Source organism: Kovacikia sp. CALU 1929 (assembly GCF_056784235.1).
Genome location: NZ_JBXBCF010000088.1, coordinates 1 through 12,528, shown reverse-complemented (window position 1 = coordinate 12,528; position 12,528 = coordinate 1). Strand labels below are relative to the sequence as shown.

Here is a 12,528-nt window from a genome sequence, read left to right as displayed (position 1 = left end):
GTCAGTTAGTGAGAATTGACTAAACTTTACCAACCACTGCACTGTCATCATACCCACTAAGGGGAACCCCAGGAAGTTTCAGAGTTGAGAGTTTTTAAGCTGAGAATGGGAAATTGAAGGCTTTTCTCTGCTCTTAATTTCTGGCTCCTGGCTCGTTTTACAGCTTCTGAGGAATTTCTAGCCAACAAATTACCGGCTGGCTATGCGCTGGGGGTAGGCTCAGCCAACGATTTCGCTCAACCACCGCACTCTGAAAGAAGCGGAAGGGCACAATTTTGGAAGATAAAATCTTTTTTGGAAACCACTATAATCTCCTATCTAAATCTTGCAAATAAGACGCAGCTTCCTCCGTGGTCACCTGGGGAAACTCTTGATAGAAGCGGCTGACGCTGTTGAACGGATGGGGAGTGGCCAGGACAATCACCCGATCGCCCAACTCTTGCAAAAACGGCATCAAATCTGGCGGAGCCACTGGAGTGCAGATCCAGATTTCGGCGGCTTGTTGTGCCCGTAGCGATCGCACCGCCGCTGCCATCGTCATACCAGTGGCAATACCATCATCCACCAGCAACGCGATCGCCCCTGATGGATTGGCACGGGGTCCACTTGGCGAAAAAGTTCTCCACTGCGCCTCTGCATGGGATCTTGCCTGTTCTAAGGCTGATTCGTGCTGGGTAAACGGTGGCATAATCAACCGTTGATGGGAAGCCCAGATGACATGCCCATCTGCCGTGACCGCCCCAATTGCCAGTTCGCTGTTGTCGGGTCGGGTAATTTTTTTGGCAACAATGACATCCAGTGGACAATCCAGTGCGTGCGCGAGCGGGTGGGCGATCGGTAGCCCGCCTCTGGGCAAAGCATAGACTACATAGCGCCTCTCTGCCTCCTCATGGGGCAACGCCGCCACCTCAGCCAGCACTGCCTGTGCCAGCCTTTCACCCGCTTCCTGGCGATTGACAAAACAAACCGTTGCTCCCGTATCTTGAAACGATGAAAACGTCACCATAACTTCCCTCCGACAGCGCGTTCCAGGGATCCCAATCCCATCATGACTGAAAATTAAAGGCTTGAGCTTATGGGAAGCAAGATTCTTATCACCTGGCATCTTTATTGAAGATAGCTGCTAAGGATTGACGATTATCTTAAAATTTAGAGACTTTGAAACGGCACGATTGCCCCCTTTTTATCAATTTCTATGGCAAACGACGACCAAATCAGCCTGTTTGAACTTTCCCAGTCGGATAGCAATTCTGCGCCCCCGCCAACATTTGACCCAGAATTAATTCCGACGGATGCCAAAGTGCCTATTCCTGCTGGTACTTACCAGACCATGGAGCAGATGAAAGTGCATTGCAATCAGTGCTTTCGCTGCGGCTTAGGAGAAACCCGAACCAACGCTGTCATTGGGCGAGGCAACGACAGGGCACCCATCATGATTGTGGGGGAAGGGCCTGGGCAGAACGAGGATGAAACCGGAATTGCATTTGTGGGTAAAGCAGGGCAACTTTTAGACAAAATTCTTAGCTCAGTCAATCTGACTGAAAATGATGTTTACATTTGCAACGTTGTCAAATGCCGTCCCCCAGGAAACCGTGATCCCCAGCCTGCGGAAATTGAGGCTTGCAACGGCTACCTGCGGGAACAGATTCGACTGGTAGACCCCAAAATTATTTTGTTGACAGGCAAATACGCCATGCTCACCCTGTTGGGAATTAAACAGGGGATCACCAAAGTCAGAGGGCAATGGGTCGAACGGGAAGATCGCCTCTACATGCCAATCTTCCACCCCGCTTACCTGCTGAGGAACCAGTCCCGTGAGAAGGGAAGTCCTAAATGGCTGATGTGGCAGGATGTTCAGGAAGTACGGAAGAAGTTGGATGAAATTCAGAATGGGAGTTGAGAGTTGAGAGTTGAGAGTTAAAAGTTGCCCTCTGCTCCTCCGCCCCCTCACTCCTCACCCCTTCCCTTGGTTTCTCAACGCTTTGTGGATTTTCTTCCAGCGTTCTTTTTCAACCAGACTGGCTTGTTGATCCTGGCGGCGGGTGAGGTAGTTGAGTTCCTTCTGGAGTTTTTGGTAGTTGAGGAACCGGGAGCGATCGAGGGTTCGGGCATCCAGGGCTTGTTGAATGGCACAGCCCGGTTCACTATCGTGTTGGCAATCGCGGAAACGACAGTGTTCTGCTAAAGCCTCAATATCTGCAAAGGTTCCCTGCAAACTCTCTTGCCCCGACCAGATCTGAATCTCCCGCATTCCAGGGGTATCGATGATCCAACTGTCGGTCGGTAATCGAATTAACTCCCGATGGGTAGTGGTATGCCTACCCCGGTCATCTCCCTGCCGAACCGATTGAACTGCCTGGATCGCTTCTCCTTTCAACTGGTTCGTCAGCGTGGACTTGCCCACCCCGGAAGATCCCAGCAGGGCAATGGTTTGTCCCAGATGAAGGTAGGGGTTGAGGGCATCTAGTCCTTGCTGGTGGGTAGCACTGAGGGGAATGATTGGAATACCAGGCGCGATCGCCTCCACTTCAGCCATGCACTCTTGCACTGCATGACATCGGTCTACTTTGTTGAGAACAATGACTGGATTCGCACCACTCTCCCAGGTCAGTAGTAAATAACGTTCAATTCGCCTGGGGTTGAAGTCACCATCTAAGCCAGAAACCAGGAAAGCCGTGTCAATATTTGTCGCCACAACCTGTTCTTCAGTCCTGGCACCTGCCATTTTGCGAGAAAACTTGCTTTTGCGTGGTAAAACTGCATGGATAATGGCTGATTGCTCAGATTCCCTTGTGCGAATCACAACCCAATCTCCTACCGCAGGAAAGTCTTGCGATCCCGTTGCCTGGTATCGCAGGTTGCCTTTCACCTCGGCGGTCACCTCTCCCATTTCTGTGTAAAGGGTGTAAATGTTGCGGTATGCGATCGCCACCCTACCAACGGTAAACCCTTGTTCCCGATAGGGTGTGAAGCTGGAAGCAAAAAAATCACTCCAGCCCAGTGTAGATAAATGCATTGTTATTGCCTCAATGTGCTGTTTGGTTAGGTGCACACAGAGGGGAGAGGGGAGTTGTTAGTTTTTGGTTAGTAGTCAGTAGTCACTAGTTGGTGCCAAGTTGGATTAGCAACCTCCTAATGACCAATGACCAATGACCAATGACCAATAAAAACTTTTAACTCTCAACTTTCAACTTCTCAACTGCTCTCTTTCCTTATATTTCAGCTAAAGAAGAGGCTGAACGAAAGCTCTCTGTGTGCCAGATCTGTGTGATTTGAAGGGTTACAAGGACCCAGACTGGTTGAAGCTCAGACATCGTTCTTTCCTCCTTAACGAGGTGTATGAGTGATAACAAGTCTAACCTGGTGGATTCCTGAAACTTTCACAACCTGATTGCTCCCGCCTGGCAATCCCTCAACCAGATCCGAACCGCCTGAGCGGTTAAACTGTCACTGCTTTCTCTGGGGACAGTCAGCGGTAAAGTGCTATCGGGGTAGGAACCGAAGTGGGAAAACATGAGGGCAATGCGCCAACCGGCGCTTGTTTTGGTCAGAAACAGCCAGTGATAGTGCTGGTATTCTTCCAGGTGTTGACCAACGTACTGACGTTCCAGGACGGTGAAAAAGATCTGGTGCAGATTTTCGTTAACAGGATTGTTGTATTCGCGGGACTGGGCGGGAAGAGGAATAAAATCCGGCTGGTTGGCGACGATCGCATACAGCAAACTACCCGTCTGACGATGCACCTGACGCAGATGAACCCGGTTCATGTACTGTGGTAAGTCTCGCAACAGGGCGGTGCTCAGTGGCTCTACCCTGGCAGGGCAGGTGACGCGGGGGCGAATGTATTGCGGTGTTTGGTTGTTGGTAGCCTTCGTTTGGCTGGCAGGAATGGAGGGATGGGCGGCATGGAGAGGAAAAAGGGCGATCGCCCCTCCCAGCAAAATTTCTCCCACCCAATTACTGTTTCTCAGCATCTCAAAATCTCAACCCGATTGATGTGTAAGCTGGGTGGCTCAGACCTCCGAGGTTTTTGAAAACCTCGGAGGTCTTGGGTGATTTGCAATTTTTCTTACTTGTATTCATTACACCCCGTCTTAAGCCGTTTCCCCTGGCATAAGCCCCATCCACCCATCCATCCATTCACCCATTCACCCAGTCGTCGCCAGTTCCTCACAAATCCGCTCAAACGCTGCCACGGGATCTGCCGCTGCCGTAATCGGACGACCAATGACCAGGTAATTTGCCCCTGCTTTGAGGGCTGCTGCTGGGGTGACCACCCGACGCTGATCGCCCGCTTCTGACCAGGTGGGACGCACCCCCGGACAAACCAGCAGAAAGTCATCACCACAGGCTCGTCGGAGTGATGCGGCTTCCTGAGGGGAGCAGACCGCACCGGCTAAACCACTTTCCTGTGCCAGTAGCGCCATCTGAAGCACATATTCTGGCAATTCCAGGGGAATCTTCAAGTCAAAGGCAAGATTGCGGGAGTTGAGGCTGGTCAGCAGGGTGATTGCGATCAGCTTAGGGGTAGGCTGTCCTGATTCAGATGCCCCCGCTGCCGCTGCCGCTTGAGCCGCTTGTAGAGCTTCCTTTCCAGCAGTTGCATGGAGTGTGATCAAATCGACCCCATAACGGGCAGCGGCGCGACAGGCTCCTGCAACGGTGTTCGGAATATCGTGGAACTTGAGATCCAGAAAGATCTTTTTCTGGCGGGACTTGAGTTCATGCAAGATACTGGGACCACTGCTGACAAAGAGTTCCAGCCCTACTTTCCAGAAGCTCACTTGAGGCATTCTATCTAGAAGTGCGATCGCTTCTCGTTCGCTCGACACATCCAGGGGAACGATAATGTAACTAGCAAATACCATGAAAGCCTGAAGAAATTAGCGGTGCGAACCTTGTTTTTAGCCATTGTTTCATGATCTGGAGCAAAGTTTTGCAGGTCAAACAAATGAGTGATGTTAGAAGCAGCGGATCGTAGCAAAATATACTTGCTTCAGATCAACTTTTCTCCTGCTTTAGATCACCGCTTCGCCTGCCTCAAATCAGAACTTCCCCCATTGGGTTGATTTAGGATTATCAAAACCTGAGTTATGTCACATCACCTGATCGGAGGAAAATTGCGTCATAAACGCCGGATAATTCCCCCCGTTTCTTACGGTTTGCTCCAGTTTCCCCTACGGGTCGTCCTGGTCGTCCCCTTTTTATTAGAAATTCTGATTGTAGTAGGGTTAACCGGGTATCTATCCTTTCGCAATGGACAGCAGGCAGTCAATAACCTGGCTCATCAGTTAATTGATGAGGTTAGCGATCGCACCCATGATCAATTGAATGCCTACTTGAAAACCCCGCCATTGATTGCCCGCATGGCATCCAGCACCATTGAATTGAGTGTTCTTCAACTTTCGGATCTGCCTCGCATTGGACAGTATTTTCAACACAAACACCGACTCTACCCCGACATTAGCTCGATTGGGTTAACGAATACCCAAGGTGAATTTGTGGGAACTCACCTGGCAGGGGAAAATCAACCGGTGATTGAGGTGTTGAAGAGGTCGGGCGATGCTCAACTCTACTACTACAAATTTAAGGGGGATGGTAACCCAGCTAAACCCCTACAACCGGATGCCCAGTTTACCGTCGTGAATCCAGAGCGATATACCAATGCAGTGCAAGTCGGCAAGCCTGCCTGGGGCGAGATTGACCAGTGGTCAAGGGATCCAGGCTTAGGAATTTCATTTAATCAGCCGATTTATGACCACAATCAAACGCTGTTAGGAGTCCTCATGATTGAGGACAGTTTGGTTCAAATCAACCAATTTCTACGTCGCTTGCAGCTAAGTCCAAACGGCAGAATTTTCATTGTTGAAGCTTCTGGTCTGTTGGTTGCCAGTTCAAGTGATGAGCCACCCTATGACCTGGTAAATGGCAAAGTTCAGCGGATCAAAGCCTCCAGAAGTTTTGATCCGCTGATTTCAGAAACCGCGGCTTATTTAAGTGCCCACTTTGCTCAGTTGCAAACCATCAAAGAGGCACAGAAACTGGACTTCGAGATCAACGATGTACGTCAGTTTGTGCAGATAAAGCCGTACACCGATCAGTATGGTCTCAATTGGCTGATGGTGATGGTGATGCCAGAATCCGATTTTATGGCAGAAATTCAGCACAGTACTCGGATGACAATGATGCTTTGCGCCGTTGCCCTGTTGGCGGCGATCGCCCTGGGGTGGACCACTGCCGAGTGGATTGCCAAACCGATTCTAAGACTGAGTCGGGCAAGCCGTAACCTGGCTCTGTTCTTCAATGGGACTATCCCATTGAAGAACAGAGCCAGATTGCTGAACTGGAAGTTCTGGCGCGATCGTTTAACCAGATGACAGCCCATTTGCAAGAATCCTTTGATCAGGTCACCACAGCCCTGCAAAAATCGGAAGAAAAATTCACAAAAATATTTCGCTCCAGCCCTGACCCAATGGCGATCGCCACCCTGGATGGACTCTACCTGGAAGTCAATGATTCGTTCGTCAACCTGTTTGGCTATGACAGAGAAGAAGTTGTGGGTCATCGGCACAGTGAAATCTCCATTTGGCTCAATCCAGCGGACCGAAAAACCCATGTTGATCAACTACGGGAGCAAGGACGCATCCTTAACCGAGAAGAAGCGTTTCAAACCAAATCGGGGGAATTGCTGACTGTGCTTTTTTCCTCTGAAATCATTGAACTTCAGGGACGGCAATGCATTATTGGAGCTGCCAGAGATATTACAGAACGTAAGCGCGTCGAAGAAGAACGCAGACAGGCAGAAGCCGCCTTACGCGAAAGTGAAGAACGATTTCGGGGAGCATTTGCCACCAGCGCGGTAGGCATGAATATTGCTTCCCTTGAAGGGCAGTTTTTGCAGGTGAATCCTACCTTTTGTCGGATGCTGGGTTACACCGAGGCAGAACTGCTGAAGTTCACGTTTTATCAGGTCACTGACTCTGAAGATGTAGAGAAAGAATTAAATCATACCCGGCAACTCCTGAGTGGAGTCATCCCCTACTACCATCTGAAAAAACGTTACGTTCGGAAAGATGGAAATGTTCTGTGGGCATTAGTCAGTATTTCGCTCGTCCATAACAGTGAACAGAAGCCCCTTTATTTCGTTGCTCACATCCAGGAACTGCATGACCATCAAGGGATAATGCATCCTATAGGGTGAAGCAGACCCTAATTTGACTGATTTTAACTAATTGATTTGACTGATTTAGAACCAAGCCAATCATACAAAGCTCAGGATCTACTACTGAACAAAGCGGACAAATTTGTTTTTACCCAATTGCAACACTTTGCCAGCCAGAGTGTCTGGGGAGTCGAAGCTCAGATCCACCCGCTCTACTTTTTCTCCATCTAACCGGACGGCACCCCCTTGAATCTGGCGACGGGCATCGGAACTGGTCTTGCATAAGCCACTCGCACTGACCAAGTAAAAGATTTTGGCAGGAAACTGAACCTCTGCCAGGGAAAATTCTGGAACATTATCTGCCTGGGACGTAGAACCCTGGATCAGGGCGATCGCATCTTGCTGTGCCTGATTCGCCGCCGCATCTCCGTGGTATTGAGTCACAACGTTTAATGCCAGCCGCTTTTGAGCCTCGCGGGGATTCTCCGGCATCTGCTCCAGGGGCACATCCGTCAGCAACTCAAAATAGTTTTTTAGCAGATGATCGGGCGTTTTCTCCAGCTTCGAGTACATCGTCAGCGGGTCTTCCGTCAGCGCCACATAGTTACCGAGAGACTTCGACATCTTCTGCACCCCATCCGTCCCCAGCAAAATTGGCATCAGTAGCCCAAACTGAGGGCGCAGCCCAAAGTGCCGCTGCAAGTCTCGACCGACCGCAATGTTGAACTTCTGATCGGTGCCACCCAGTTCCACATCGGCTTCCACCGCCACCGAATCAAAGCCCTGCATCAGCGGGTAAAGAAACTCATGCAGGTAAACAGGGTTGCCCTTGTCGTAGCGTTCTGCAAAGCCTTCCTTTGCCAGCATTTGCCCGACGGTCATGGTCGCCAATAATTCCAGAATCTTACCCAGGTCTAGATTTGCCAGCCATTCCGAGTTGTAGCGAATCTCTAACCGTCCTGGGGTGTCAAAGTCCAAAATGGGACGTACCTGCTCCAGGTAGGTCTGGGCATTGGCGCGAACGTCGTCCTCGGTTAATTGCTTTCGCACCTCTGACTTGCCCGTGGGATCGCCAATCCGAGCCGTAAAGTCACCAATAATTAGCACAGCGGTATGACCCGCATCCTGAAATGCCCGCAGCTTGCGGACGGGAATGCTATGCCCCAGGTGAATCTCCGATCCAGTCGGGTCAATTCCCAGCTTTACCCGCAAGGGGCGATCGCTCCCCTGCAATCGCTTTAACAAATTCTCATCCAGACTGATAGAATCTGCCTGGTCAGGAAAAATCTCGCTGATCCCGCGTCGCAGCCAGTTAAAATCTGGGTCTGAGCCGGAAGCTCCCTGACCACCTACTGAATGTAAATTTCCTGTTAAATTCTCTAGACTCACGGATGAACGTTCACGATTCATGGACGGACTACTATAATTGCAGGCATTAAGCAATCACACAGCATGGAGTGTAAGATTTTTCGACCCGTGCCCATCTGGTAGCCTGCATGTATTACTGTAACGTGATTTGTCATCTCTACTTTATGTGCCTATCTGAGAGGTTAGTGCTACCCTTTACCAGAGCAGTTTCAAATGCATGATTTTGGCTTCCTGATCGGGCAATTGCCCGGTGGATATTAAACAATATAGGGCGCTTTGATCGACTGCTGTATTCTAAATCTTTTAAGGGAATAAAATCGTCGTGTCGTCCAATACCCTCCAACAACGGAATCAACCTGACGCTCCCGAAGCAGTCTTCCAGTTTGTCAAAACCGTCGGCAAGGTCACCGGGGGCATGGTGCTGGGGACAATGATGCTGACCAGTTCGGTGGTCGCAGGCGGGCTGGTGGGTTTGGCAATTAGCTTCCGTAACCTGCCAGATGTGCGGGTTTTGCGCAGCTACGTGCCCAGCGAGACTACCCACATCTACGATGTCAAAGGTAAGCTATTAAGCAGCATCCACGGGGAAGCCAACCGGGAAGTGATTCCGGTGGATAAGGTTTCGCCAGATTTAAAACGGGCAGTATTGGCGATCGAAGACAGTTACTTCTATTCCCACCGGGGCGTGAACCCAGGGGCAGTCGTTCGCGCCTTTGTGGCGAACTGGGAAACGGGAAAAACGGTTGAAGGCGGTTCTACCCTGACTATGCAGTTGGTGAAAAACCTCTTCCTGACACCCAAGCGAAACTTTAGCCGTAAAGTGGCGGAAGCAGTACTGGCGCTGCGGCTCGAGCAAATTTTGACGAAAACTCAGATTTTAGAACTGTATTTGAATCAGGTGTACTGGGGGCACAATACTTATGGTGCCGAAACCGCCGCCGAAAGCTACTTTGGCAAGTCATCAACCGAACTGAATCTGGCAGAGTCTGCCATGATGGCGGGGCTGATTCAAGCCCCAGAGAGCCTCAGCCCCTTTATTGACTACAAACAAGCAAAGCAACGGCAGTATGTCGTTCTGAGGCGGATGCGGGATCTGCAATGGATTACGCCCCAGGAGGAAGCCGCTGCCCGTAAACAGCCAATTCGCCTGGGTAAGGTGACTTCTTTCCAGGGCAGTACCATTCCCTATGTCACCGAAGCAACGGTCCAGGAGTTGACGAAGCGGTTTGGGAGAGATGCCTTACTCAAGGGTGGGATGCGGGTGCAAACCACTGTGGATACCAAACTCCAACGGATTGCGGAGGATGTGGTCAATCGGGGACATTCCAACCTGCTGGCACAGGGCGTTTATGCTGACCAGATGGCACTGGTTGCGGTCGATCCTCGGACCCATTTTGTCAAAGCAATGGTGGGCGGGGTCGATTACGGCAAGAGCCAGTATAACCGTGCCGTTCAGGCTTTACGCCAGCCCGGTTCTGCGTTTAAGCCCTTTGTTTATTACACTGCCTTCGCAACGGGCAAATACTCACCTGAGTCGATCGTTTCCGATAGTCCAGTGAGTTACCCGGATGGGTATGAATATTACTCACCCCAGAACTACGATGGTTCTTTTTCTGGATCGATCACGGCTCGTCGGGCACTGGAGGTTTCCCGTAATGTGCCCGCTGTTCGCCTGGGTCAGGACATTGGGCTAAATAAAGTCATTGATGTCTGCCGCACGATTGGCATCCGCACCCCAATTGAACCTGTCGTGTCCCTACCCCTCGGTGCAGTCGATCTGACTCCTCTGGAGATGGCGGGGGGATACGCCACCTTCGCTAGCAATGGTTGGTATTCAGAAACTACGATGATTGTGCAGGTGACCGATAGTATGGGGAATGTCCTGCTGGATAATACGCCAAAGCCTCAACTGGTGCTTGATCCGTGGGCAGTCGCCTCACTTAACAATGTGCTGCAAGGGGTCATTTCTCAGGGAACGGGAACCGCTGCCCAAATTGGTCGTCCAGCGGCAGGTAAAACGGGGACGACATCCTCTGAGCGAGACATCTGGTTTGTGGGTTATGTGCCCCAGCTATCGGTTGCGGTCTGGGCAGGAAACGATAACTATACGCCAGTCGGCAGGGGCGCGACGGGGGGTGGGTTCATTGCTCCCATCTGGCGAGACTTTATGGAGCAGGCTTTAAGAGGGGTTCCGGTCGAGAATTTCCGATCGCCTTCCGACTTCCCACGCCCGTAGTACTCTGTTAGAAAAATTTTGGCGGTTCGCAGATTCTCAAAATTTAACCGTGGATGTTAGGTTTCGCTGGAGCCGAGAGGGGATGGGTGAAAAGCTTGACGGTGCTTAACCCATATAAGGCGGGCGATCGTACTTGCCCCTCGACGGCTAGATGGGTGAGGAATGCTTCGATTTCAGCTTTGCCCATCTCTTTGGATGGCACTTATTGCGAAACAGAATGTAGCGGCGAATCCACTGCACGTAAGTTTCTTCTGTGTGGTAGGCGTAGTGCTTGAGACGAATGGCATCCCGCACCTGATCCAGCAATTTCTTAGAAGGTGACTGCATAGAGATAAATAAATGCACTGTGTATCTAATAGGACATTCATTTATCTACGTAAGGAATCTGAAAATATGCAGAAAGATTCTGTCTATTCAGTCTAAACGGCGTATTATGCGGAAACAATCTGCATAAGTAGCGAATTTTGGAGACTATACCGAATCATTCTGCCTATCCGCCCAATTTGGGATCTTAGGCAGAAAATTTCAGTCTATTAATAGTTCGACCGCTTTGCGTTTCCGTCAGGAGAGCCGCTCAAAGGGTATCTGTAAGTACCGAGTGTTGAGGTGGCACGGAATTTCTCAGTAGGTTGCACTGTATGGTGATAAATAATATTTCTAAAATTGAAGCGACCAGTAAGTTCTACGCACAAAGGTAAGCTTTTGATATTGCTGCATTCTCAATTTGATCTCTGAGCAAATCCATTAGTGATATGATTTCATGATGCAATTCCATATACTGATCAAACCCGATTAATAGATATTGTCCATGCGCGATTTCGTTTCTAGAACGAAGCAAGGTTTCATCAATAATTTTTTCTTTTGTTTCATAGAAAGAGTAGTCTAGCCCTAAGATGCATATAATATCTTTCAAGACTTCAGAATTAAGATTTGATTGTGTCTTAATTGCATCATCCCATTGAATTAAACACTTGGATTCTAACCCTGTTATTAGGAAATCTATAACTTTGGTAAAGATAACTGCTCTATAACTGCCTTGAGCTTCATTAAGGTGTTTTTTAACAGCCAAAGCTAGAAAGTTAGGTGCCAGTTCTGAGTATTTTAGGTTTTGCCTAGCAACAAACTCTACATAAGCTGTCGCAGCATTCTTAACAAAGCCTTCCCAGTGCGCGTACAAAATTGCAGTACCGCTCCTAAGCAAAGTAGATTGAACAGTTTTATATCTATTTTTCTCGACTAAAGTTTTGATGTATATCAGTTCTTTTTTTCGCCATGCAATTTCCTCAGAAAGCTGATCACTTAGCTGAGATACAGTCCGAATCTTGGTCATGGTTTGAACAAATCTCTTCCCAGAGGAACTATTCTTGGCATCCGCAAACTAGCTGTTTTTCCAGAACCAATTCTTTTTAGGAAGTCTTTGTTTCCCCATAACTTTTTAATCCGTTCTAAAATTTCAAAATTCTTCACATCCAGAATGGCCTCATAGTTATATCCAACACCAAGGGCAACTGCCTCAAAAGCAGATAATAAAAATCCACCTAGAAATCTTTGGGCACCTCGATTAATTGGTTTTCTAGCAATTTTCAGTCTCATAACAGTCTCATGGTCAATTGCTGGGCTTCGGCCAGCAAAATCTGCGGCGCATAGAGCGTCTAACCTGACTCAATACCCGATTTTGGGCAGATCTATCCCTCAAGTGGGCGCGTTTGCCAGAACACTAAGCGCAGCAAGTTGTAGGTCAAGTTTTTCAACCCTAACTGCA

Annotated in this window: 12 protein-coding genes; 4 read left to right on the top strand and 8 right to left on the bottom strand. The window is 49.4% G+C overall.

The genetic code is table 11. The features are described from left to right. Nucleotides 1–304 precede the first annotated feature (304 nt). Nucleotides 305–1,006 (bottom strand): phosphoribosyltransferase, encoded by a 702-nt coding sequence (locus tag AC1S52_RS24130; protein WP_482031590.1) that lies wholly within the window; start codon nt 1,004–1,006, stop codon nt 305–307. A gap of 189 nt (nt 1,007–1,195) precedes the next feature. Between AC1S52_RS24130 and AC1S52_RS24125 the strand changes: the two genes are divergently transcribed. Next, nucleotides 1,196–1,900, top strand: coding sequence for a uracil-DNA glycosylase (locus AC1S52_RS24125; RefSeq protein ID WP_482031589.1), 705 nt, complete (start codon nt 1,196–1,198; stop codon nt 1,898–1,900). Nucleotides 1,901–1,954: 54 nt separating this feature from the next. Here the strand turns inward: AC1S52_RS24125 and rsgA are convergent, their stop codons facing one another. From rsgA to pyrF, 3 genes are all read right to left on the bottom strand, one after another. Beyond that, nucleotides 1,955–3,016: a ribosome small subunit-dependent GTPase A gene (gene rsgA / locus AC1S52_RS24120; RefSeq protein ID WP_482031588.1), complete on the bottom strand. Its 1,062-nt coding sequence runs from the start codon at nt 3,014–3,016 to the stop codon at nt 1,955–1,957. A 364-nt stretch (nt 3,017–3,380) separates the two neighbouring features. Beyond that, complete coding sequence (locus AC1S52_RS24115) at nt 3,381–3,974, bottom strand: hypothetical protein (RefSeq protein WP_482031587.1); 594 nt, start codon at nt 3,972–3,974, stop codon at nt 3,381–3,383. A gap of 174 nt (nt 3,975–4,148) precedes the next feature. Then, entirely contained in the window at nt 4,149–4,868 is a 720-nt protein-coding gene (gene pyrF / locus AC1S52_RS24110; RefSeq protein WP_482031586.1) for an orotidine-5'-phosphate decarboxylase, read from the bottom strand. Between the two features lie 225 nt (nt 4,869–5,093). On the opposite strand from pyrF, the gene AC1S52_RS24105 reads away from it, so the two are divergent. After that, the gene (locus AC1S52_RS24105; protein WP_482031585.1) at nt 5,094–6,377 is read left to right on the top strand and encodes a HAMP domain-containing protein; all 1,284 of its coding nucleotides are present in this window, start codon (nt 5,094–5,096) and stop codon (nt 6,375–6,377) included. Next, the gene (locus AC1S52_RS24100; protein ID WP_482031584.1) at nt 6,374–7,201 is read left to right on the top strand and encodes a PAS domain-containing protein; all 828 of its coding nucleotides are present in this window, start codon (nt 6,374–6,376) and stop codon (nt 7,199–7,201) included. Before AC1S52_RS24105 ends, AC1S52_RS24100 begins: the two co-directional genes overlap by 4 nt. 81 nt (nt 7,202–7,282) lie before the next feature. Here AC1S52_RS24100 and tyrS read toward each other — a convergent pair whose 3' ends face one another. Further along, nucleotides 7,283–8,572, bottom strand: coding sequence for a tyrosine--tRNA ligase (gene tyrS / locus AC1S52_RS24095; protein ID WP_482031583.1), 1,290 nt, complete (start codon nt 8,570–8,572; stop codon nt 7,283–7,285). A 280-nt stretch (nt 8,573–8,852) separates the two neighbouring features. Between tyrS and AC1S52_RS24090 the strand changes: the two genes are divergently transcribed. Continuing rightward, nucleotides 8,853–10,766, top strand: a complete 1,914-nt coding sequence (locus tag AC1S52_RS24090; RefSeq protein ID WP_482031582.1) for a transglycosylase domain-containing protein — start codon at nt 8,853–8,855, stop codon at nt 10,764–10,766. Between the two features lie 147 nt (nt 10,767–10,913). Here the strand turns inward: AC1S52_RS24090 and AC1S52_RS24085 are convergent, their stop codons facing one another. The 3 genes from AC1S52_RS24085 to AC1S52_RS24075 all read right to left on the bottom strand — a co-directional run bounded on the left by AC1S52_RS24085 (nt 10,914) and on the right by AC1S52_RS24075 (nt 12,359). After that, nucleotides 10,914–11,093, bottom strand: coding sequence for a phage integrase N-terminal SAM-like domain-containing protein (locus tag AC1S52_RS24085; protein WP_482031581.1), 180 nt, complete (start codon nt 11,091–11,093; stop codon nt 10,914–10,916). Nucleotides 11,094–11,448: 355 nt separating this feature from the next. Next, entirely contained in the window at nt 11,449–12,096 is a 648-nt protein-coding gene (locus AC1S52_RS24080; RefSeq protein WP_482031580.1) for an MAE_28990/MAE_18760 family HEPN-like nuclease, read from the bottom strand. Next, entirely contained in the window at nt 12,093–12,359 is a 267-nt protein-coding gene (locus AC1S52_RS24075) for a hypothetical protein (protein ID WP_482031579.1), read from the bottom strand. Before AC1S52_RS24075 ends, AC1S52_RS24080 begins: the two co-directional genes overlap by 4 nt. Between the last annotated feature and the right edge of the window lie 169 nt (nt 12,360–12,528).

Bases quoted from the DNA above. Each gene is read 5' to 3' on its own strand.
- AC1S52_RS24075 (WP_482031579.1), bottom strand. From the start codon at position 12,359: ATGAGACTGAAAATTGCTAGAAAACCAATTAATCGAGGTGCCCAAAGA.
- AC1S52_RS24125 (WP_482031589.1), top strand. From the start codon at position 1,196: ATGGCAAACGACGACCAAATCAGCCTGTTTGAACTTTCCCAGTCGGAT.
- pyrF (WP_482031586.1), bottom strand. From the start codon at position 4,868: ATGGTATTTGCTAGTTACATTATCGTTCCCCTGGATGTGTCGAGCGAA.
- AC1S52_RS24130 (WP_482031590.1), bottom strand. From the start codon at position 1,006: ATGGTGACGTTTTCATCGTTTCAAGATACGGGAGCAACGGTTTGTTTT.
- AC1S52_RS24080 (WP_482031580.1), bottom strand. From the start codon at position 12,096: ATGACCAAGATTCGGACTGTATCTCAGCTAAGTGATCAGCTTTCTGAG.
- rsgA (WP_482031588.1), bottom strand. From the start codon at position 3,016: ATGCATTTATCTACACTGGGCTGGAGTGATTTTTTTGCTTCCAGCTTC.
- AC1S52_RS24115 (WP_482031587.1), bottom strand. From the start codon at position 3,974: ATGCTGAGAAACAGTAATTGGGTGGGAGAAATTTTGCTGGGAGGGGCG.
- tyrS (WP_482031583.1), bottom strand. From the start codon at position 8,572: ATGAATCGTGAACGTTCATCCGTGAGTCTAGAGAATTTAACAGGAAAT.
- AC1S52_RS24085 (WP_482031581.1), bottom strand. From the start codon at position 11,093: ATGCAGTCACCTTCTAAGAAATTGCTGGATCAGGTGCGGGATGCCATT.
- AC1S52_RS24100 (WP_482031584.1), top strand. From the start codon at position 6,374: ATGACAGCCCATTTGCAAGAATCCTTTGATCAGGTCACCACAGCCCTG.
- AC1S52_RS24105 (WP_482031585.1), top strand. From the start codon at position 5,094: ATGTCACATCACCTGATCGGAGGAAAATTGCGTCATAAACGCCGGATA.